The organism is Janthinobacterium sp. SUN211 (genome assembly GCF_030587315.1).
Taxonomy (GTDB): Bacteria; Pseudomonadota; Gammaproteobacteria; order Burkholderiales; family Burkholderiaceae_D; genus Janthinobacterium; species Janthinobacterium kumbetense.
The window spans coordinates 767,505-790,006 of record NZ_JAPWIC010000001.1 but is presented as its reverse complement, the minus strand read 5'-3'; the positions used below and the strand labels follow the sequence as shown (position 1 = coordinate 790,006).

At 62.5% G+C, this 22,502-nt stretch carries 14 protein-coding genes; 4 read left to right on the top strand and 10 right to left on the bottom strand.

Annotated features, from left to right (window positions below):
- Positions 1 to 89: 89 nt before the first annotated feature.
- Positions 90 to 2,198 (top strand): elongation factor G, encoded by a 2,109-nt coding sequence (fusA, locus tag O3301_RS03350; protein WP_289904905.1) that lies wholly within the window; start codon positions 90 to 92, stop codon positions 2,196 to 2,198.
- Positions 2,199 to 2,201: 3 nt separating this feature from the next.
- Here fusA and O3301_RS03345 read toward each other — a convergent pair whose 3' ends face one another.
- The 4 genes from O3301_RS03345 to O3301_RS03330 are packed head-to-tail and all read right to left on the bottom strand — an operon-like array spanning position 2,202 to position 6,861.
- Positions 2,202 to 3,371: an HlyD family efflux transporter periplasmic adaptor subunit gene (locus O3301_RS03345; protein ID WP_305055543.1), complete on the bottom strand. Its 1,170-nt coding sequence runs from the start codon at positions 3,369 to 3,371 to the stop codon at positions 2,202 to 2,204.
- A 21-nt stretch (positions 3,372 to 3,392) separates the two neighbouring features.
- On the bottom strand, positions 3,393 to 4,838 hold the full coding sequence (locus tag O3301_RS03340; protein WP_305055542.1) for an efflux transporter outer membrane subunit: 1,446 nt from the start codon (positions 4,836 to 4,838) through the stop codon (positions 3,393 to 3,395).
- 17 nt (positions 4,839 to 4,855) lie between these two features.
- The gene (locus tag O3301_RS03335; protein WP_305055541.1) at positions 4,856 to 6,430 is read right to left on the bottom strand and encodes a DHA2 family efflux MFS transporter permease subunit; all 1,575 of its coding nucleotides are present in this window, start codon (positions 6,428 to 6,430) and stop codon (positions 4,856 to 4,858) included.
- Positions 6,427 to 6,861: a MarR family winged helix-turn-helix transcriptional regulator gene (locus tag O3301_RS03330; protein ID WP_305055540.1), complete on the bottom strand. Its 435-nt coding sequence runs from the start codon at positions 6,859 to 6,861 to the stop codon at positions 6,427 to 6,429. The genes O3301_RS03335 and O3301_RS03330 overlap by 4 nt, the downstream gene beginning before the upstream one ends.
- A 130-nt stretch (positions 6,862 to 6,991) precedes the next feature.
- Between O3301_RS03330 and O3301_RS03325 the strand changes: the two genes are divergently transcribed.
- A complete protein-coding gene (locus tag O3301_RS03325) occupies positions 6,992 to 7,522 on the top strand; it encodes an SRPBCC domain-containing protein (RefSeq protein ID WP_305055539.1) in 531 nt (176 codons plus the stop codon).
- Positions 7,523 to 7,712: 190 nt separating this feature from the next.
- On the opposite strand, the gene O3301_RS03320 is transcribed toward O3301_RS03325, so the two are convergent.
- On the bottom strand, positions 7,713 to 8,732 hold the full coding sequence (locus O3301_RS03320) for a GTP pyrophosphokinase family protein (protein WP_289914732.1): 1,020 nt from the start codon (positions 8,730 to 8,732) through the stop codon (positions 7,713 to 7,715).
- A 212-nt stretch (positions 8,733 to 8,944) separates the two neighbouring features.
- Positions 8,945 to 9,862, bottom strand: coding sequence for an alpha/beta hydrolase (locus O3301_RS03315; protein WP_305055538.1), 918 nt, complete (start codon positions 9,860 to 9,862; stop codon positions 8,945 to 8,947).
- Between the two features lie 140 nt (positions 9,863 to 10,002).
- Here O3301_RS03315 and O3301_RS03310 point away from each other — a divergent pair, with 140 nt between their 5' ends.
- The gene (locus O3301_RS03310) at positions 10,003 to 13,203 is read left to right on the top strand and encodes a PAS domain-containing protein (RefSeq protein ID WP_257219020.1); all 3,201 of its coding nucleotides are present in this window, start codon (positions 10,003 to 10,005) and stop codon (positions 13,201 to 13,203) included.
- On the opposite strand, the gene O3301_RS03305 is transcribed toward O3301_RS03310, so the two are convergent.
- From O3301_RS03305 to O3301_RS03290, 4 genes are read right to left on the bottom strand one after another with little or no spacing between them, the layout of a single operon-like run.
- Positions 13,200 to 16,112, bottom strand: a complete 2,913-nt coding sequence (locus tag O3301_RS03305) for a response regulator (RefSeq protein ID WP_305055537.1) — start codon at positions 16,110 to 16,112, stop codon at positions 13,200 to 13,202. The genes O3301_RS03310 and O3301_RS03305 overlap by 4 nt on opposite strands.
- 7 nt (positions 16,113 to 16,119) lie before the next feature.
- Positions 16,120 to 17,310, bottom strand: a complete 1,191-nt coding sequence (locus tag O3301_RS03300) for a hybrid sensor histidine kinase/response regulator (RefSeq protein ID WP_251348651.1) — start codon at positions 17,308 to 17,310, stop codon at positions 16,120 to 16,122.
- Positions 17,307 to 18,185, bottom strand: coding sequence for a protein-glutamate O-methyltransferase CheR (locus O3301_RS03295; RefSeq protein ID WP_305055536.1), 879 nt, complete (start codon positions 18,183 to 18,185; stop codon positions 17,307 to 17,309). Before O3301_RS03295 ends, O3301_RS03300 begins: the two co-directional genes overlap by 4 nt.
- Before the next feature lie 28 nt (positions 18,186 to 18,213).
- The gene (locus O3301_RS03290) at positions 18,214 to 21,696 is read right to left on the bottom strand and encodes a response regulator (protein ID WP_305055836.1); all 3,483 of its coding nucleotides are present in this window, start codon (positions 21,694 to 21,696) and stop codon (positions 18,214 to 18,216) included.
- Between the two features lie 282 nt (positions 21,697 to 21,978).
- On the opposite strand from O3301_RS03290, the gene O3301_RS03285 reads away from it, so the two are divergent.
- A complete protein-coding gene (locus O3301_RS03285; protein WP_305055535.1) occupies positions 21,979 to 22,431 on the top strand; it encodes an Hsp20/alpha crystallin family protein in 453 nt (150 codons plus the stop codon).
- Positions 22,432 to 22,502: the final 71 nt, after the last annotated feature.

Sequence of the window (22,502 nt, the reverse complement as noted above, 5' to 3'; positions counted from 1 at the left end):
GGTTTGCCACCGTGCCGCCCAAATCGATGTCTGCTACACTGGAAAACCGGTGCTGACACTGGCGCGCCGGGCTAGCCATGGAGATTGTGATGACCCGCAAAACACCTATCGAGCGCTACCGCAACATCGGCATCAGCGCCCATATCGACGCCGGCAAGACCACCACCACCGAGCGCATCCTGTTTTACACGGGGGTGAATCACAAGATCGGCGAAGTGCACAACGGCGCCGCCACCATGGACTGGATGGAGCAGGAGCAGGAACGGGGCATCACCATCACCTCGGCCGCCACCACGGCCTTCTGGAAAGGCATGGCCGGCAACTTCCCCGAACACCGCATCAACATCATCGATACGCCGGGCCACGTGGATTTCACGATCGAGGTCGAACGCTCGATGCGCGTGCTCGACGGCGCCGTGATGGTCTACGACGCCGTCGGCGGCGTGCAGCCGCAATCGGAAACCGTCTGGCGGCAAGCCAACAAATACCATGTGCCGCGCATCGCCTTCATCAACAAGATGGACCGGGTGGGGGCGGATTTCTTGCGCGTGCGCAAGCAGATCGCCGAGCGCCTGAAAGGCGTGGCCGTGCCCATCCAGCTGCCCATCGGCGCGGAAGAGCATTTCACGGGCGTCATCGATCTGCTGAAAATGCGCGCTATCACCTGGGACGACGCCAGCCAGGGCGTGCAGTTCAGCTATGGCGAGATTCCCGCCGAGCTGCTGGCGCAGGCGCAGGAATGGCACGAGCACCTGGTCGAGCAGGCGGCCGAAGCCACGCTGGAGATGACGGAGCGCTACCTGAATGGCGACACGTTTACGGAAGCGGAACTGAAGCAGGCCTTGCGCGCGCGCACCATCCGCAACGAGATCGTGCCCATGCTGTGCGGCAGCGCCTTCAAGAACAAGGGCGTGCAGGCGATGCTGGACGCCGTCATCGAATATCTGCCGTCGCCGATGGAAGTGCCGCCCATCATGGGCCATGACGAGCACGACAACGAGGTGGAGCGCCACCCGACGGACGACGAGCATTTCTCGGCCCTCGCCTTCAAGATCATGACGGACCCGTTCGTGGGGCAGCTGACCTTCTTCCGCGTGTATTCGGGCGTGGTGAATTCGGGCGACATGGTCTACAACCCCACCAAGAGCGCGCGCGAGCGGCTGGGGCGCATCCTGCAGATGCATGCGAACGAACGCAAGGAAATCAAGGAAGTGTATGCGGGCGACATCGCCGCCGCCGTGGGCCTGAAAGCCGTCACCACGGGCGACACCCTGTGCGCCATCGACCACATCATCGTGCTGGAAAAGATGATTTTTCCGGAACCCGTGATTTCCCAGGCGGTCGAACCCAAGACCAAGCCTGACCAGGAAAAGATGGGCATCGCCCTGAACCGCCTGGCGCAGGAAGACCCGTCGTTCCGGGTGCATACGGACGAGGAATCGGGCCAGACCATCATGTCGGGCATGGGTGAATTACACCTGGAAATTCTGGTCGACCGCATGCGCCGCGAATTCGGCGTGGAAGCCAATGTCGGCAAGCCGCAAGTGGCGTACCGCGAAACCATCACGCGCGCGGTGGACGATATCGAAGGCAAGTTCGTCAAGCAATCGGGCGGACGGGGCCAGTACGGCCACGTGGTGCTCAAGCTGGAACCCTTGCCGCCAGGTACCGGTTATCAATTCGTCGACGCCATCAAGGGCGGCGTGGTGCCGCGCGAATTCATTCCGGCCGTCGACAAGGGCATCGTCGAAACCTTGAAATCGGGTGTGCTGGCCGGCTATCCGGTCGTCGACGTCAAGGCGACGCTGACCTTCGGTTCCTACCACGACGTCGATTCGAACGAAAACGCGTTCCGCATGGCCGGCTCCATCGCCTTCAAGGATGGCATGCGCAAGGCCCATCCTGTGCTGCTGGAACCGATGATGCAGGTGGAGGCGGAAACGCCGGAAGAGTTCATGGGCAACGTCATGGGCGACTTGACGGCCCGGCGCGGCATGGTGCAGGGCGTCGACGACATTCCCGGCGGCGCGGGCCGCATCGTCAAGGCCCTGGTGCCGCTGGCGGAAATGTTCGGTTACTCGACAACCTTGCGTTCGCTGACCCAGGGCCGCGCCACCTACACGATGGAATTCAAGCACTATGCGGCCGTGCCCAAGCATATACTGGACCAGGTGGCGGCGGCGGGGAAGGCGAAGTAGGCGTCAGTGGCTTGAGTTTTGCGCAATGATGGCGTCCGCCATCTTCTCCGCCTCATCCACGGGCTGGCTCAGCGCCTGGGTCGTGTAGACCGTGCTGGTCACCATCGGCTGGTCCAGGGTGGCCCCTTCGCCATGGCTGGTATCGACCGTCACCGTGGTCGACAGGCCGATGCGCAGCGGGTGGGCGGCCAGTTCCTTCGGATCGAGCGTGATGCGCACGGGCACGCGCTGCACCACCTTGATCCAGTTGCCCGTGGCGTTTTGCGCCGGCAGCAGGGAAAACGCGCTGCCCGTGCCGGCCGACATGCCCAGCACCTTGCCGTGGTAGACCACCTTGCTGCCATACAAGTCCGTTTCAATGGTGGCCGCCTGACCCACACGGATATTGCGCAATTCGGACTCCTTGAAGTTCGCATCGACCCATAATTGATCCAGCGGCACGATGGACATCAAGGGCGTGCCCGGCGTCACGTGCGTGCCCAGCTGCACGCTGCGCTTGGCCACATAGCCCGAAACGGGCGCGACCACGGCATTGCGGCGCACGGCCAGCCACGCCTGCAGCACGTCGCCCCTGGCCGACAGCACGGCCGGATGGCTGGCCAGGCTGACGCCGGCCACGCCCGATTTGGCCGACTCGGCCTGGCGCTGGGCCACCGTCAAGGCCGCTTTCGCATCGTCGACGGCCTGTTTCGCATGGGCCAGGTCTTCGCCCGAGATCGTCTGGTCCGCCGCCAGCGGCGCGCGGCGCGCCAGGTTGCCCTGGGCCGTGGCCAGGGCCAGGCGGCGCTGCTCGATGACGGCGTCGTACTGCGCCACGTTCGCATAGCGTTCGCGCTCCTGGCGCACGACGTTGCCCAATCGTGCCTCGGCCTGGCTCAGGGCCAGCTCCGCATCGATGGCGTTGAGGGTGATCAGCGGGGCGCCCGCTTTCACCATTTGCGTCTCGTCGGCGCGGATGGCATCGACATTGCCCGTCACTTGCGCGGACAGGGTGACCAGGTTGCCGCCCACGTAGGCATTGTCCGTGACTTCTTCCCTGGACAGCACCAGTTGATAGTAGGCGGCCCAGGCCGCGCCAGCCACGAGGAAGGCGGCCGTGATGGCGATAAGGACGGTCTTGCGCTTGCCCGGGTTGTCGGTGGATGCGGAGGTGGAGGTGGTATCGCTGCTCATGATGTGTTCCGTAATCGTTGGTTATTGTTTGGTGGTGACGGTGTCGGCGCCGGCGGCGAAGTCGCTGCTGCCACGGTAGCCGCCGCCCAGCGCCACGGTCAGGTTGATTTCCGCGTCCTGGCGCTGGTTTTGCAGCTGCATGCCCAGGTCCACCTGGCCGCGCACGGTCATTTCCGCATTCAGTTGCGTGGCGCGGTCGGCCAGACCTTGCTTGAGTCGGGCATTCGCATTGCGCAACTGCGCTTCGCTGGCGCGCAGGTTTTCCTGCTGCAGGCGCAGCTGGTTTTCCACGCCCTGCACCCTGGCGCCCGCCTGCGCCACGTCGCGCACGACATTGAAGACGTTCTGGTTGTAGTCGGCGATCAATTCATTGCGTTCGCTGCGGGCGCCAGCCAGTTGCGCCTGCAGGCGGCCGCTGTCGAACAGGGGCAGCGACAGGGCCGGGCCGATGAACAGGGTGCGGCTGCCGGACTGCAGCAGCTTGCCCAGTTTTATCGCATCGAGGCCGAACGAGGCACCCAGGTCGATATCGGGGTAGAACGAGGCTTGCGCCGCCTCGATCGTGCTCATGGCTGCCTGGACTCGCCAGCGGGCCGCCTGCAAGTCGGGCCGGCGCGCCAGCAATTCCATGCCCAGCTTGCCGGGCAGGGCGTGCGGCAGCGCCTGGGCCTCTTTCTGCTGCAGGCTGGCCAGGGCCGATGCATCCGCACCCAACAGCGCGCGCAAGGCTTCCCGCTCCGTGACGACCTGCGTTTCCAGCAAGGCGATCTGCTGCTGCAGCAAGCTCAAACGCGTTTGCGCGGACAAATGGTCGTCGCTGACGCCCAGGCCGTTGGCGATGCGCTTTTCCTTGTCGACCACCAACTGCTGTTGCAGCTTGACGAGCGCATGCAGGTTATCCATGCGTGCCCAGCCATTCTGCATGCTGAAGTAGTGGCGGGCGATCTCGGCGGCCAGCATCTGCTCCGCCATCGCGTATTCGGCGCGGCGCGCATTGACTTCGCCCAGGCTGGCCGCGATCTGCGCCTTGTGCTTGCCCCACCAGTCGAGGTCGTAATGGGCTTGCACGCCCACGGTGGTTTCATTGTAGTAATTGCCGCCGATGGGGGCGGGCATCAAGCCATTGCCCGAATAGCGCTGGCGGCTGGCATTCGCGCCCAGGTCGATCCTGGGACCGCGCTGCGCATGTTGTGCGTCAAACGCGGACAGGGCCGAGCCGATGCGGGCATTCGCCACGTCCAGGCCGGGGCTGCTGGCCAGGGCGTGTTCAATCAGCTGGTCCAGCTGATCGTCCTGGAACTGGCGCCACCACTGGGCGGCGGGCCAGCCTTCGCTGGCCAGGTGGATGTCGGCCGCCAGCTGCATCGTGGCCAGGTCTTGCTGCGGCAGCTGTTGCGTGTCGGGCGGGATGCTGGCGCAGCCGGCCAGGGCCAAACTTAGCGCCAGGACGCTCAGGGAGAGTTTCATAGGTGTATGCATGAGGGTTATTCCATCGCCGCGTGGTCGACCACGACGGGCGCATTCTTCTTCGGTGGTTTAATCAGGAGCAAGAGCGGCAGCACGAGGATGGTCAGCCACATCATCAGCCAGAAGTCGTCGAGGTAGGCGATCATCGATGCCTGCCGCGTGATTTCGCCATTCAGGGCCGCCATGCCGGAAGCCGTACCCAAGTTGTAGACGCTGGCAATGGCGGGGTCGTGCAGGGCCGGGTTGGCGATAGTGATGTGTTCAGTCAAAGACGCATGGGCGATCTGCGTATTGCGCACCAACAAGGTTTGCACGAGGGCGATGCCGATGCTGCTGCCGATATTGCGCACCAGGCTGTAGATGGCCGTGCCTTCCGCCCGCATCTGCGGCGACAGGGTGGCGAACGTGGCCGCGCTCAGGGGCACGAACACGAGGCCCAGGCCGATGCCCTGGATGATGCCGTTCCACACGACCGTCTTCGGCACCAGGTCCAGGGTGAAATTGGCCATCTGCCACAGCGAGAACGCGGTAATCGAAAAGCCCACGCCCAGCAGGATGCGCGTATCGATCTTGCCCGTCAGCTTGCCGACGATCAGCATGGCCAGCATCGTGCCCAGGCCGCTGGGCGCCGTCACGAGGCCGGCGATGGCCGCCGGATAGTTCATCAAGCCTTGCAGCATCGACGGCGTCAGCGCGCGGGTAGCGAACAGCACCATGCCGACGATGAAGATGAACAGCAAGCCGCTCACATAGTTCGAGTTTTTCAGCAAGCGGTAGTCGAGGAAGGACTTGCCGGCCGGGCGCAAGGCCGTGTGGGCGATGAAGTAGCACAAGCTCATGGCCAGCACGATGGCTTCGATCCACGTTTCCGTCGAGGAAAACCAGTCGTTCTGCTCGCCCCGGTCCAGCAGCATCTGCAGCGCGCCAATGGACAGGCTCAGGGTGGCAAAGCCGAACATGTCAAAGTTCATGCGGCGGTTCGGCGGGTCCTTGCGGATGTAGCGCCAGATGCCATAGAAAGCCATGGCGCCGATGGGGATGTTGATGAAGAAAACCCAGCGCCAGCTGTAGCTGTCCGTCAGCCAGCCGCCCAAGGTCGGTCCCAGGATGGGGCCGATCATCACGCCCATGCCCCAGATGGCCATGGCCGAGCCGTGCTTCTCGCGTGGATTGATGTCGAGCAAGACCGCCTGCGACAGGGGCACGAGCGCCGCGCCGAACACGCCCTGCAGCAAACGGGCGGCGACGATCTCGGACAAGGTGCCGGACAGGCCGCACAGCACGGAAGCGAGCGTAAAACCGGCCACGGAGACGAGGAAGGTGTTCTTCTGGCCGTAGCGGTCGCACAGCCAGCCCGTCAGGGGCGTGGCGATGGCGGCGGCAACGATGAAGGAGGTGAGTACCCAGGTGATCTGGTCTTGCGAGGCGGACAGGCTGCCTTGCATGTGGGGCAGGGCGACGTTGGCGATGGTGCCGTCGAGCGCCTGGATGATGGTGGCGAGCATGATCGAAATCGTGATCATGCGCCGGTTCAGGCTGGGGTCCTGTGAAGCGGGCAGCGCCGGTGCGGCGCCGGCTGTGGCCGAACTCATGCGGATTTCTCCGTGGCCGCCTGCAATGCTTCCAGCAGTTCGGTGGCGGCCCGCAATTGATCGGGATCAATGCCCTGCAGCAGTTCCTTGCGGAAACCATCCGCTTCCTTGCGCACGGTGTCATAGACCTGCATGCCCGCCTCGGTCAGCACGACGAGTTTCACGCGGCGGTCAGTTTCCGATGGCTGGCGCCGCACGAAGCCCGATTTCGCGAGCCGGTCCAGCATCGACACCATGGTGGGGTTTTCCACGCCCAATTGATGGGCCAGTTCGCTTTGCGAAGGCGGCTGGGGCGACTTGGCGATCATGGCGATGCACATCCAGCTCGCTTGCCCCAGGTCCAGGTCTTTCAGGCGCCGGTCGATGGCATGGCGCCAGCCGCGCGCCGTCTTGTGGAGGGCGGCGGAAAAGCGCTCTTCGATAGAAGTCATAAGGTGAGTCGTCTAATGGTTAGGTATCTAACTAATATTTTAGCATGCTGGTTTGACAGGCGTACAGGCCTTCCCGTTTATCTGCGCCGCTGGTACATTAGTGCCAGACCATTACCCTGAGGAGACCGCCATGACCACCGCAGAACAGAAGCAGGACGGACAGCACCGCGACAGCAGCGACTTTGTCATCACGCAAACTTTCGACGCGCCGCGCGAACTGGTGTTCCAGTCGTGGGTGGAGCCGGAGCGCTTGGCCCAATGGTGGGGCCCCGTCGGCTTCGAATTGAGCGTGCTGGCGCTGGATTTGCAGCCGGGCGGCATTTTCCATTACGGCATGCGCGCCGACAATGGCTATGAGATGTGGGGCAAGTTCACCTACCAGGCGATTGAAGCGCCGGAAAAGATCGTGTCGATTTTGTCATTCGCCGACAAGCAGGGCAATGCGGTGCAGCATCCGGTCAGCGCCACCTGGCCTTTGGAATCGTTCAATGTCATGACCCTCACTGAGGAAAACGGCAAGACGACGATGACCTTGCGGTCGACGCCGCACAAGGCGACGAATGAGCAGCATGAGACTTTCAAGCAGGGGTTTGAGTCGATGAAGGAGGGGTTCAAGGCGACCTTTGGCCAGTTGGCACAGTATCTGGCGCGGGTTCAGTGATCGTATTGTTTTGAACGGCGGGCCAGAGCCGCGGGCCTGAGAAAATGTCCATGGCTGCGTTGCTTGGGCTCGCCGTACATGCGTACTGTCTTCGCCCGCGCGCCTTGCCCTGGCCATTTTTCAGGCCCGCTGGGCCCGGGGAGCCTATTTAACTGTATAGCGGCTGGATCTTATATTTATATTTCAGATTTTATTTTACCAGATGTGAGAATTCACTGACTCGCCTTATGGAAAATTTATGCCCCCGGAATTCAAGATAATCTTTATCGGTAAACTCCAGCGCTCCTCGCACAAATCCAACTCCAACATACTCACCAGGTTCATGCTCAAATGGATCCTGAGGTGGGTATTTCCTTTCGCTGGCCATAACGGCATCCCAGGCTTTATTAATGGCATCGTCAATATTTTTTAATTTAACGTATCCAAATTTATTTAATTCCTCCAAAAGGTCGGCGGCAGATTCCTTGGAGGATGTATTCCTTTTTGGGAATTTCCATGCCATGTACCCAAGTAGGCTATCAAGATTAATGTCAGCCTCAAGTGATAGTTGAGAATCTGAATTGATTGAAATTTTTAATTTATTTTGATAATCAATCCGTGCATAGTTTATATTTTCAAATTGATCATCTGCAGTCTCAAACATGCCTGAGAGTGCATGTAGTTTTCGTTTTAATTCATTAGGAATATCTTCTTCATGCTTGTATGATAAATGATGAGCAACAATTGCCCAAGCATCTTGAAGAATTGTTCGAATTTGAATTTCACATCGAATTCCTCTCAGATCGTCATACCTTGCTCCAGCATGCTGTTCCTTTAAGCCAACTATATAATGAAGGGCGCCATAGCCAAATCTCTCTACGCCCTGATCATTAATCTTATCAACTTTTTCATGAATTTCAAATTCATCTTCGATAAGTTTTTCTAATTTAATCTTATCGGAAGTATATAGAAAGACGATTCTAACTCCGGCTAGGTCTGTAATTTCTTCCAGCGGATTTTTATATGTTTTCCTTTCTATTTTTTCGCAAAAACTAGCAAGGGTTTTTGCTCTGGCACTGATATGTCCAACTTCAATGCCTAAAACCCGAATTTTATTTTCAACAATATACTTTACCTCATCGCAAAGTCGATCATGCATAGGAAGTAAGTCGTAATAGCTGCGAATTATCTCTGGGCTTTCTTTCCATATTGTATTTAATGGGCTATCCAATTTTTATCCCTATATTAAAATTTTTAATGGCAAAGCACTGGTTGGGTGCAGACTCTATGGAATGCAAAATTTCGAAAAATTTCGACTTTGTGATCTTTTAAATAGTTCTGATGATCATTTTCTATCGCAAAATTTTCATGTAGTTTCAACGAACTGCAAAATTTATGCAAGTTCAATTTTTCGGCAAGGGTATGTACGTCAATTCTTGAAAATTAATTAGACTTTTCTTGCAAATCCATCCCCAACATCCCCCGCACCACCGGCAAAATCATCCCCCAAGCATTCGACGTCGCCGCAATCTCGTCATAATGACTGGCACCGGGCAAAATCAGCACTTCCGCATGGTCGCCGGCCAGCTTGGCCTTGGCTGCATAGTCGTGCGCGACTCTGGGTGGGGAGATGGTGTCGAGCTCGCCTGTGATCAGGACGGTGCGGCTGCCGTTGGGGATCAGGTCGGCTGCGTTGGTGTCGCTGTAGATGTCGGGGCGCTCGGTGCTGGCGCTGCCTGCCAGCTGGGCGATGTCGCGCTCGCAGCTGGTCTTGATCAATTCTTTTTCATGGCGCAAGTCGGCCAGGCCGCCCAGGCTGACGATGTTTTTGACAGGCAGGAACTGGTCGCGGTACAGGGGGCTGGTCTTCGGCAGCTTTTCCCTGCCGGCGATCCACTGCACCAGCTGGCCGCCGGCCGAGTGGCCCATGGCGGCGATGCGCTTTACGTCCAGCTGATACTGGGGCGCGTGCTGTTGCAGGCTGTCGAGCGCCGCGTGCATGTCTTCATAGGTGCCCGGATAGCCGCCGCCCGGCTCGTCCACGCGCCGGTACTCGACATTCCACACGGCGATGCCTTGCGCGACGAGGGCGCCGGCCACGTTGCGCATCTGCTGGATGCCGCCGAAGGCCACCGTCCAGCAGCCGCCATGCACGAGCACGACGACGGGAAACGGTCCGCTGCCGTCGGGCCGGAACAGCTGTGCGTATTGCGACGGCGCGGGGCCATACGCGATCTGCGCCGTGGGCGGGGGGCCGTTCAGGGCCAGGTAATCGTCCAGGCTCATGGGGGCGGCGACGGCGCCGTGGGCGGAGGCGAGCAGGGCAGTGGCGATCAGGGAGGATGGCAAGGAGGTAGGCATGCTGGAATTCGCTTGAGAAGAGAGCAACACTTTAGCATAGGCCCGCGTGGGCGCAGAGATCAAGCGCTGAGCTGTTTTCCTCCTGCAAGAGGGGTGCCCCATGGTATATTTCGGGCATCAGTTTTCCCCTTATCGACACGGTGCACGCAAACAACATTCTTTCCTTGCTGGACGCCGAGCATACTGCGCTGGGCAGCATCGCGGCCGGCGCCGACCTGGCTCATGCATTGGAGCATTTGTTGCTGGCGCTGCAAGACCTGGCCGAGGGCGGCGCGCATGCCTGCCTCGTGCTCATCGACGAAGCCGACCGCTTTTGCGGCCTGTCCGCGCCCAGCCTGCCGCAAGACCTGTGCCTGGCCCTGCGCCACGGCGGCGACCAGCCATCCCCGTTCGGCACGGCGGCCTTTTCCGGCGCGCCCGTGTATTGCGGCGACATCACGCGTGACGTGAACTGGAGCGCCGGGCGCAAGGAAGCCATGCTGCACGGCTACCGCGCCTGCTGGGTCGCCCCCGTCTTTGGCGCCAAGGGACATATCCTGGGCGTGCTGGGCCTGTTTTTCCAGGCGCCATGCCATCCCACGCAACCCGAGACCGAATTGCTGGCGCTGGCCGCGCGCGTGGCCGCGCATGTCATCGAACGGGGCCAGCTGGAACAATCGCTGCACGACAGCCGCGAACATTTTCATTACGCCATAGAATTGAACACGCAAGTGCTGTGGACGGCCGACGTCGACGGCAAGCTCGATTATGTGGCGCAGCGCTGGCGCGAATGGACGGGCGGCAGCGGCCTGGGCACCAGCTGGCTGGACGCCATCCATCCCGAGGACGTGCCCCATTCCCTGGCGGCCTGGAGCGAAGCCGTGGGCAGCGGCCAGCCTTTCGACCAGGAAATGCGCGTGCGCCGGCAAGACGGCCGCTACCGCTGGATGCACTCGCGCGCCTATTGCCGGCAAGACGAGCGCGGCCAGCCCGCGAAATGGTATGGCTCGTGCGAGGATATCGATGAACACTGGCAGGCGCGCAACGCCTTGCTCGACAGCGAAGCGCAGTTCCGTTCGCTCGCTTCCACCATGCCCAACCAGGCCTGGCTGGCGCATGGCAGCGGCGCTACCTACTGGGTCAACGAGCAGGTCTGCGAATACACGGGACAATCGCTGAAGTCGCTCGTCACCAGCGGTTTTCGCCACTGCGTGCATCCGGACGACGTGCAGGCCACGCAAAAGAGCTGGGAACGGGCCGTCGCCACCGCCAGCGCCTACGAACACGAATTCCGCATGCGCCGCGCCAGCGACGGCGCCTACCGCTGGTTCCTGGCGCGCGCCTTGCCCCTGTTCGACGAGGCGGGCACGGTGCTGCGCTGGGTGGGCACGAATACGGACGTGCAGGAACAGAAGAACGTGCTGGAAAAGATGGCTTACCTGAATTCCTCGCTGGAAGTGGAAATGGCCAACCGCACGGCCGACCGCGACCGCATGTGGCGGCTGTCGACCGATATCATGCTGGTGGCGGACCTGGCCGGCATGATCATCGCCGTCAATCCCGCCTGGAGCAAGATCCTCGACCGGCCGGAAATCGAGTCGCTGGGCATGGATTTCATCAGCCTCGTGCATCCCGACGACCGCATGGCGGCCTTGAAGGACTTGTCGCGCCTGGCCCACGGCGCGCCCACCTTGCGCATGGAAAACCGCTACCGGCGCCGCGATGGCGGCTACCGCTGGATTTCCTGGACGGCCGTGCCGGCGCAAAAGCTGATCCACGCCATCGGCCGCGACGTCACGGACGAGAAGGAGGCGCGGCTGGCACTGGTGCGCAGCGAGCAAGCTTTATTGCAGGCACAGAAGCTGGAATCGATCGGCAAGCTGACGGGCGGCGTGGCCCACGATTTCAATAACGTGCTGCAAATTATCTCGGGCAATCTGCAGTTGCTGAAGCTGACCGTGGCCGACAATCCGCAGGCGGCCAGGCGCCTCGCTTCGGCCGCCTCGGCCGTCGAGCGGGGCGCCAAGCTGTCGTCGCAGCTGCTGGCCTTTGCGCGGCGTCAACCTTTGCGGCCGCTGGTGACGGACCTGGGGCGCTTGCTGCGCCGCATGCATGAGCTGATCCGCCGTGCCCTGGGCGAAGCGATTGCCGAGGAAACCTTCATCAGCGAAGGCTTGTGGCATACCCTGGTCGACCCGAACCAGATGGAAAACGTGTTGCTGAACATGGCCATCAACGCGCGCGACGCGATGGACAAGGGCGGGCGCCTCACTTTTACCTTGAGCAACGTCACGCTCGATGCGGACTACGCCAGCCGGCATGCCGACGTGCTGGAAGGGCAATACGTGCTGCTGACCATCACCGACACGGGCCACGGCATGACGCGCGACGTGATCGACCAGATTTTCGAGCCCTTCTTCACCACCAAGCGCGAAGGCGAGGGCACGGGCCTGGGCCTGTCCATGGCGTACGGCTTCATCCGCCAGAGCGCGGGCCACATCAAGGTGCACAGCGCGCCGGGCGCCGGCACGACGTTCAAGATTTATCTGCCCCGTTCGCTGGAAACGCTGGCCGAGCCGCCGCCGGGCCTGACGGGTCCCGTGCTGGGCGGCAGCGAGACCATCCTCGTGGTGGAAGACGATGCTCCAGTGCAACATACGGTGGTCGACATGCTGCGCGGTCTCGGTTACGACGTGCTGCATGCGGATGACGGCGCCTCGGCCCTGGCCTTGCTGGGCACGGGCGTGGCCATCGACCTGCTGTTTACGGACGTCGTCATGCCGGGCCCCGTCAGCAGCAAGGAACTGGCGCAGCAAGCCAGGCTGCTGCTGCCGGAACTGGCCGTACTGTTTACTTCGGGCTATACGCACAACGCCATCATGCAGGGCGGGCGGCTGGATCCGGGCGTTGAATTGTTGAGCAAACCGTATCAGCGCGAAGACCTGGCGCGGCGCATCCGCCACGTGCTGGCCGACCGCCGCCTGGTGGGCGCGCCGGACCCGTCCGGGCGGCGCATCCTGCTGGTGGAAGACAATGACGATGCGCGCGAAATGACGACGGAAATGCTCAATATGCTGGGCCACACCGTGCACGGCGTGTCCAGCGCCGAGGAAGCCTTGCCCCTGCTGGCCTTGCCGGGCCTGGACGTGCTGGTGACGGACATCAGCCTGCCCACCATGTCCGGCCTGGAACTGGCGCGCCACGCGCGCGCGCATTGGCCGCAGCTGGACGTGGTATTTGCTTCCGGGCATGATTGGGGCGCCAGCCTGATGCAGGACGCCAGCGCGCGTTTCCTGCGCAAGCCGTTTGGCCTGGAAGAGCTGGCCGGCGCATTGAAGGCGCGCCGGCTCGACGTTTACTAGCCTGTCGGCAGCAAGGCTTGCTGCAATTGCTCGACGGTAAATGGTTTCACCAGGAAGCGCGCTTGCGGGTCCAGCACGCCGGAATTGGCCGGCGCATGGCCCGTGGAAAACACCACTTCCAGCCGCGGATGCTCGCGCGCCACCAGTTCGGCCAGCTCGGCACCCGACATCCGGGGCAGACTGATATCGGTCAGCAGCAGGTCCAGCCCCGGCGTGTCCAGCAGGGGCAAGGCTTCCTCGGCCGTGCCCACGGCCAGCACCGTGTGTCCCAGCATGGACAGCAGGTCGCCCGTCATGGCGCGGGCGTCCGCATTGTCTTCCACCAGAAGGATATGGCGGCCTGCCGGCGGCGCTGTTGCCGGCTGTGGCGGTAGCTGTGCGCGGTACTGGTGCAGGGCCGTCACGTGGCGGCCATTCGCCAGCAAGTGGCGGATGCGCCGCGCCAGGTCTTCGCGCCGGTAGGGTTTGCTCAACAATTCCACGCCCGGTTCCAGCCGCCCGCCCTGCATGATGGCGTCCTGCGTGTAGCCCGAGGTAAACAGCACGGCCAGCTGCGGCAGCAGCACGCGGGCCTGGCGCGCCAGCGCCGTGCTGGCCACCTTGCCTGGCATCACCACGTCCGTAAACAGCAAGTCGATGGGCACGCCGCTGCCGATGATGGCCAGCGCGCTTTCGCCATCGCTGGCGCGCAGCACGGCATAGCCGAGGCCGCGCAACATGTCCACCACCGTCGTCTGCACCTGCACGTCGTCTTCCACGACGAGGATGGTTTCCTTGCCGCCCAGCACGGGGCCGCCCAGTTGCAGCGGCAGTTCCGTTTCCGCTTCGAGCGAGCGCGGCAGATAGATGCGGAAGGTGCTGCCATGGCCAGGCAGGCTGTCCACCGTCAGGTGGCCGCCGCTCTGGCGCAGGAAGCCGTACGCCATGCTCAAACCCAGGCCCGTGCCTTCGCCTTCTTTCTTGGTCGTGAAGAACGGCTCGAAAATCTTGTCCAGCAGTTCCGCGGGAATGCCCGTGCCTGTGTCCGACACGGCCAGCTGCACGTAGTCGCCGGGCGCCACGTCCGCATGGCGGGCCGCGTAGTCGCTGCCCAGCACGCAGTTGCTGAGTTCGATGGTCAGCTGGCCCTCGCCCTCCATGGCGTCGCGCGCGTTGATGGCCAGGTTGAGGATGACGTTTTCCAGCTGGTGCGGATCGACCAGGGCGCGCCAGCAGTCGTCGGCCAGCAGCAAGCGCGTCTCGATGGTTTCGCCGGTGGCGCGCCGCAGCAGCTCTTCCGTCGCGCGCAGCAGCTGCGCCAGGTCCGTCACCAGCGGTTTTAGCGGTTGACGCCGCGCAAAGGCCAGCAACTGGGCCGACAGCTTGGCGCCCCGTTCCACGGCGGCCGAGGCGCTGGCGATGCGCTTGGCGGCCAGCGGGTCGTTATCCAGGCCCAGCTGCAGCAATTGCAAATTGCCCGAGATAATTTGCAGCACGTTATTGAAGTCGTGGGCCACGCCGCCCGTCAGCTTGCCCAGCGCTTCGAGCTTTTGCGATTGCAGCAGGGCCATCTCGCTGTGGCGCAACGATTCCTGCATGCGGCGCAAGGTATTCTGCGCTTCCTTTTCCACGGTGACGTGGCGTCCCGTGGCAAACACCAGGTCGCCTTCGATTGCCGCCACCCACGACAGCCAGCGGTGGCCGCCGTCGCGGTGCCGGTAGCGGTTTTCAAAGCTGGGCATGGATTCCTTGCCCACTTGCAGCAAGGCCTGGCGCGTGGCGGCGACATCCTCGGGCAGCACGAAGTCGAAGATGCTGCGGCCCAGCATTTCCTCGGGCAACCAGCCCAGGATGGCGCCGGCGGCCGGGTTGACAGCGGCAAAGCAGCCTTCGCCATCGATGGCCACCATCAAGTCTTGCGCGCTGCGCCATAGCCGCTCGCGCTCGCTGTTGCGCGCGGCCAGGTCCGCTTCCAGCTTCTTTTCCACGGTGATGTCGCGCGCGCTGCAATACACCTTGTCGCCTTCGGGCACGGCCACCCATGACAGCCAGTGCCAGCCTCCCAGCTTGTGGCGGTAGCGGTTTTCGAAACGCAAGGCGGGCTGGCCCTGGTTGGCCGCATCCCAGGCCGCATGGGTGCGCGGCAAGTCGTCCGGATGGATCAGTTCGAGGAATTTCGTCGTGCGGATTTCCTCGGCCGACCAGCCCAGGGTGGCTTGCCAGGCGGGGTTCGAATGCTCGAAATAGCCGTCGAGGTTGAGCACGCCCAGCAAGTCGGGGCTGACGTTCCAGGTGCGGCCGAATTCGCGCGTGCGCTCGGCCACCTGCGTTTCCATGCTGGCACTGAGGGCGCGCAGGCGCGATTCCGCCTGGGCCCGCAAAATGGTCGACCAGACCCGCTCCGACACTTGCACGGCCAGTTCGATCTCGTCCGCATGCCACAGGCGGGCCGCGCGGCTGTGCACGACGAACAGGGCCGCCAGCTGGCCATCCTTGGCAATGGGAATGTTCAGGAAGGCACGGATGCCCAGGCGCGCAAACGTGGCTTGCGCGGCGGGCTGGGCCGTGCGCGGGTCATTCATCACGTCGCTGACGGCCAGCGCCTGGCCCGCGGCAAGCGCCTCGGCCAGCGCCTGGCCCGCGGCAAGCGCCTCGGCCAGGCCTGCCGCGCAATCGCCGAGGAAATATTCGCCGGTGGCGCCCGGCGCCAGGCCGTCGCTCCACGCATGCTGCAGGGTGGGGCACTGCAGGACCTGGTCAATATCGAAACACGCCACTTGCTGGGCGCCCAGGCGCTGGCCCAGCAGCTGGGCCGACAGGGCGAGGATCTCGCCCGTGTCTTGCAGCAGGCGCAGCCGGCGTTCCAGTTGCAGCAGGAACGCCACGCCGCTGGCGCCGGCCTGGCTGCTGGTGGCAGGAGTGCTGCTCATGCGGGCCTCAGCTGCCGGCCAGCGGCAGGGTGACGCTGAACAGGGCGCCATTGCCGGGCTGGCTTTGCAGGGTGATGGCGCCGCCGTGCGCGTCCACCAGCTGCTTGGTGATGAACAGGCCCAGGCCCAGGCCGCCCGTGCGGTCCTGGTGGATGACGCGCTCGAAGGCGTCGAAGATGCGTTCCTGGTCGCGCGCGTTGATGCCGATGCCATGGTCGCGCACTTCGATGACGGCGCTGTTCTGCGTGTGCGCCAGGCTGATTTCCACGGGCTGGCCCTGGCCGTAGCGCACGGCATTGCTGATCAGGTTGACAACGATCTGCTCGACGCGGAAGGCGTCCCAGTAACCCTGGATGGGTTCGAAGGCCAGCACTTCCAGCACGCTGCCGGCGGCCGCCGCATACGGTACCAGGTCGTCCGCCACGCGGCGTACCAGGCTGGTCAGGTCGACGGCTTCGCGGCGGATCGACAGCTTGCCGCTGGTGATGCGCGACACGTCGAGCATGTCGTCGATCAGGCGCACCATGCTGCGGATTTGCCGCCCGTCGCGCGCCACCATCTTGCCCAGCTTTTCCGGTTCGAAGGCGGCCAGGTTGCCCCGTTCCAGGTTGACGGTGCGCATCTGCGTTTCCAGGAACAGCGTGTTCAGCGGCGTGCGCAGTTCGTGCGCCACCATGGACATGAATTCGTCGCGCAAGCGCAGCGAACGCTGCAGTTCCGCCTGGGTGGCGCGCAATTCTTTCAGCAGCGCTTCCTGCTGCTGGCGGCTGTGCTCGAGCGCCTGCACCTGGCGCCGCGTTTCGCTGCGCTGCTGGTGCAGGGCGACGAAGACGTTGACCTTGCTTTGCACGGCGTTGATGTCGAGCGGCTTGTGCAGGAAATCGACGGCGCCGCTTTCATAGCCCTGGAAGGCGAAATTCATTTCCTTGCCGGCCGCCGTGACGAAGACGATGGGGATGTGGCGCGTCTTTTCCGTGCCGCGCATCAATTGCGCCAGCTCAAAGCCATCCATTTCCGGCATTTGCACGTCGAGGATGGCCAGCGCGAAATCGTGTTCCAGCAGCAGGGCCAGCGCTTCTTCGCCCGACGATGCCTGGTAGACGCTGCGGTCGCTCTCGCGTATCAACGCATTGAGCGCGCGCAAGTTTTCCGGCAAGTCGTCGACGATCAGCAGTTTGGTGCTAGTTTCATTCATCATGTTTCATTCCTGGCATGGCTTTGCCGTCCAGCGTAGTGGGAAGCGGCGTGCGATGGCGCACGCTTGCGGTAGAGCTTTTCGGGACCCGGCAATGGCTCGAATTCGGCGGCAAAGCGGGTGAAATGCGTGCTTTCCTTGCTGCCCAGACCCAAGAAACCCCGGTGGCACAGCGAGTCGTGGAACAGGCCCAGGGCCCGCTCCTGCAAGGTTTTGTTGAAGTAAATCAGCACGTTACGGCAGCAAATCAATTGCGTTTCAATAAAAACACTGTCCGTGGACAGGCTGTGGTCGGCAAAGTTGATGCTGTCGAGCAGGCGCTGCTGGAAACGCGCCGTCGCATGCTCGGCCGTGTAGTAGTCGGCCAGCTGGCCCAGGCCGCCCGCGGCCAGGTAGTTGGCGCCGTACTCATCGAGCCGGTGCAGCGGATACACGCCGCGCGCGGCCGTGGCCAGCGCTTGCGGATTGATGTCCGTGGCGTAAATCGTGCTGCGTTCGAGCAAGCCTTCCTCGTGCAGCAGGATGGCCAGCGACAGCGCTTCTTCGCCCGTGCAGCAGCCGGCCACCCAGATGGTCGGCGACGGATAGGTTTTCAGCACGGGCACCACCTGTTCGCGCAAGGCGCGGAAAAACGCCGGGTCGCGGAACATTTGCGTGACGGGCACGGTCAAAATCTGCAGCAGCTTGCCAAAGGCGGCGGCATCGTCCAGCACCAGCTGCTGCAAGGCGGGCAAGTCGGCGCAATGCAGGCGTTCGAGCGCCTGATGCAGGCGCCGCCGCTGCGAGGGTAAAGAGTAGTCGCGGAAGTCATAGCTGTAGCGCTGATAGATTGCCTCCATCAGCGCCTGCAGTTGTGCGTCCGTGGTGCGCTGGGACATCAGCGCCGCTCCCGGGCATGGCGTGTCATCACATGCGTTCCATCTTCGGCATCCACACGCGCAGCAGCGAATATAAACGGTCCAGGTCGATCGGCTTGGCCAGGTAATCGGATGCGCCCGCCTGCAGGCATTCTTCCTGGTCATTTTTCATGGCCTTGGCCGTGATGGCGATGATGGGCAGCTTGTTGTAGCGGCCATCGGCGCGGATCAGCCGCGTCGCTTCCAGGCCATCCATGCCCGGCATCATGACATCCATCAATACGAGGTCGATATCGTCCACGCTGTTGAGCTTGCTGATGGCTTCGAAGCCGTTGCGGCCGATTTCCACCACCACGCCTTTCTGTTCCAGCGCATTCGTCAGGGCAAAGATATTGCGCACGTCGTCGTCCACCAGCAAGATCTTGCGCCCTTCAAACACGCGTTCGCGGCTGCGCACCTGCTGCAGCATGCCCTGGCGCTCGCTCGACAGTTCCGACTCCACCTTGTGCAGGAAGAGGGTGACTTCGTCGAGCAGGCGTTCGGGCGAGCGGGCGCCCTTGATGATGATGGAGCGCGAATACTTCATCAGGTCCGCTTCTTCCTCGCGGCTCAGGTTGCGGCCCGTGTAGACGATGACGGGCGGGAACGAGCACAGCTCTTCATGTTCCATGCGTTCGAGTAATTCGTTGCCCTGGATATCGGGCAGCTTCAAGTCGATGATCATGCAGTCGAAAATCTGTGTTTTCAGCAATTCCAGCGCCTGCTCGCCCAACGCCACGGCCGTGATTTCCACGTCGTCGTCGCTGATCAGGTGCACCACGCTTTCGCGCTGGCGTTCGTCGTCCTCGACCAGTAGGATGCGCTTCATCTTTTGCGTGAACTTCGATTCGAGCTTGCGGAACACTTCCTTCAGCTGTTCGCGCGTGCGCGGCTTGGTGGCGTAACCGATGGCGCCCAGCTGCATGGCTTCCTGGATCTGGTCATTGCCGGAGACGATGTGCACGGGAATGTGGCGCGTCAGCGGGTTTTCCTTGAGCTGCTGCAAGACCAGCAAGCCCGGACGGTCCGGCAAGCCCATGTCGAGCAGGATGGCGTCGGGCAGGAATTCTTCGGCCAGGCGCAAGCCTTCGTCGGCGCCATGCGCCACCAGGCAGCGGTATTGCATTTCATGCGCGAGGTCGAACAGGATGCCGGCAAACGACGGTTCATCCTCGATCACCAGCACGGAACGCTGGCCCGTCTTGGCAGCCGGCACGCTATTGCGGTCATCTTCGAAGGTGGGCATCGGCACGGGCTTGGCAGCGGGCACAATCTTGGGTGCGGCGGCCGCGATTTTCGCGGGCGCCTGCGGCGCGGCGGCGGGCACTGCCGCTGCTTCCTCCGCGCGTGCCGGCATGCCAGCCGGCAGCACCAGGGTAAACGTGCTGCCCTGGCCTGGCGTGCTGGCCAGCTCGATGCTGCCGCCCAGCAAGGCGGCCAGGTCGCGCGAAATCGACAGGCCCAGGCCCGTGCCGCCATAGCGGCGGCTGGTGGTGCCGTCGGCCTGGTGGAAGGCGTCGAAGATCTTGTGTTGCTGGTCGCTGGCGATGCCGATGCCCGAATCCTGCACCTGGAAGCGCACCTGGCCGGCCGCAGCGGTGCTCACGTGCAGGGACACGCTGCCCGTATCGGTAAACTTGATGGCGTTCGACAGCAGGTTTTTCAGGATTTGCTCGAGGCGCTGGCGGTCGCTGACGAACGATGGCGGGGCGTCCGGCGCCACCTTGACGTCTAAAACGAGTTTCTTTTGCTGCGCCTGGGCGCCGAACAGCATCTTCATGCTGCTGAGCAGCTCGTCGAAGGGCACGGCTTCCGGCGTCAATTCCAGCTTGCCCGCCTCGACCTTGGAAATGTCGAGGATATCGTTGATGAGGGTCAACAAATCGTTGCCGGCCGAATAAATGGTTTGCGCAAACGTCACTTGCTCCGGCGTCAGGTTGCCGCTGGTATTGTCCGACAGCAGCTTCGACAGGATGAGTGAGCTGTTCAACGGCGTGCGCAGTTCGTGCGACATGTTCGCCAGGAATTCGGATTTATAGCGGCTGGCCCGCTGCAGCTCTTCGGCGCGCGCTTCCAGCTGTGCATGGGCTTCGCCGATGGCCATGTTTTTCTGGTCCAGCGACAGCGCCTGCACGGCCAGCTGCTCGTTCGACTGTTCCAGTGCCGCCTTTTGCTCTTCCAGGTGGGCTTGCGACTGTTCCAGCACGCGCGACTGCTCGCCCAGCTCTTCATTGGCCGTGCGCAATTCTTCCTGCTGCACTTCCAGTTCTTCATTCAATTGTTGGGTTTCTTCCAGCACATTTTGCAGGCGCTGGCGGTACAGGGCCGCTTCCAGCGAGGTGCCGACATTCGCGGCAATCAGGTTCAGCCATTCCTTGGCGCGGGCACTGACGGGGTGTGTAAAGCCCAGTTCGATGACGCCGTTGACGACGCCTTCGTTATTGACGGGCGTCAAGACCAGTTCCAGCGGCGTGCCGTGGCCCAGGCTCGACGTCACGGTCAGGTAATTCTCGGGCACTTGCTGCACATGCTTGAGGCGTTTTTCGCGCGCCGTCTCGCCAACCAGGCCTTCGCCCAGCTTGAAGACGGGCTTGTCCTTGACGCCCTGGTCGCTGAAGCCGTACACGGCCGTGCGGCGCAGGCTGCCATCCTCGTCGACGACGTACAAGGTGGCGACGGCCACGTCGAGGCGGTGGGCCAGGAAGTCCAGCACGTGCCGTCCCAGTTGCGGCAGGCCCAGCTGGCCGCTCGTGTGGGCCGCCAATTCCGTCTGCCCCGTGCGCAGCCACGCCTGCTCCTGCAGCACGTCGTTATCCTTGCCGCGCTGCTCGAGCGCATCGTTGTAGATGTCGGACAGGCGCAGCAGTTCGCGCCGTCCCAGGTAGGCGAGCAAGCCCGACAATCCCAGGCTGAGGATGAGGAAGACCACCACGGCCAGCATGGTGCGGCTTTCGGCCGTATCGGCCCGTTCCTGGCGCAGCCGCTGTTCCATGGACAGGAAGGCGAGGAATTCGCGGCGGATTTCGTCAAATTCCAGCTTGCCTTCGCCCTGGCGCACGCGCGCGAGGAATTCCTGGTTGCTGCGGCGCTGGGCGATCACGCCTTCGGCATAATCGAGCCACTGGCCTTGCAGCGCGCGGATGCGGCGCAGCCGGTCGACCTGGATGGGACTGTCGGACACCAGTTCCAGCAGCGTGTTCATTTCGACGGCGATCTTTGCCTTGCCTGATTTATATGGCGCCAAAAACGTTTCGTCGCCCGTCAGCAAGTAGCCGCGCATGCCCGTTTCCAGGTCGACGGACAATTTCATGACCTCGTTCGCATTGCCGATCACCCGTTCGGAATGCTCGACCGAGCGCAGGGCCGACAGCAGGTAGGCGATCAGGGCGACGAACACGAGGGCCGTGATGACCCCGATGACCAGCGGCAAGGTGACGTTGCGGGCGAGGATGCGGCGAAAGCTGAAGGAATCGATCGGTGTCTTGGTATTCATCATGTCCGTGTAAGGCTGTCGCGAAAGAATCAATTTTAATTGAAATGCAAGTTTTCTGGTGGTCAAGTATGGCGTGCGCTAGCATAACAGTCTTGCGCCCAATTGCCGACTCGCACGCCTGTGCAAAGCGCGGCAACGCACAGATCAAAGTGGCGGGAAAATCAAGCTGGCCACGATTGAGGCAGATCAAAGAGATTGGCTGTTGTCATCCTAAGATGCAGAAGGTGGCGGCGTCCTTGCAGGCGGCCGCCGTGTGCAAGCCAGCCCATGCAGGAGGACATCATGGCCAATCATTTGATCCACCGCGATCCGCAGCACCCGCTGGGACGTTTCGCCCCCTTCAGCGACATGGAAGAATTCATGCGCGACTTTTTCGCGCCCGCCTTGCATGTGCGCGACGTGGGCAATGGGCGCATGCGTGTCGACATTGCCGAAACCGAGCAAGCCTATCTGTTGCAGGCGGACATTCCCGGCGTAAATAAAGACGATATCCAGGTGTCCATCGATGGCAACCGCGTCTCCATCAGCGCCGAACTCAAGAATGAAAGGGTGACGCGCGACGGCGGCGGCAAGGTCGTGCGCAGCGAACGCGAGTACGGCCAGCAATACCGCAGCTTCGTGCTGCAGCATGAGGTGGACGAGGCCGGTGCGCAGGCCCGTTATGAAAATGGCGTGCTGCTGCTGGATTTGCCGAAGAAGGAAGGCACGGGCGGGCGGCAGCTGGCGATACAGTAAGCATGGCCAGGAAGCGTGGCGTCAAGCTGGCGCGGGGATGAAAAAAACGCCGGACGGAGCCGGCGTTTTTC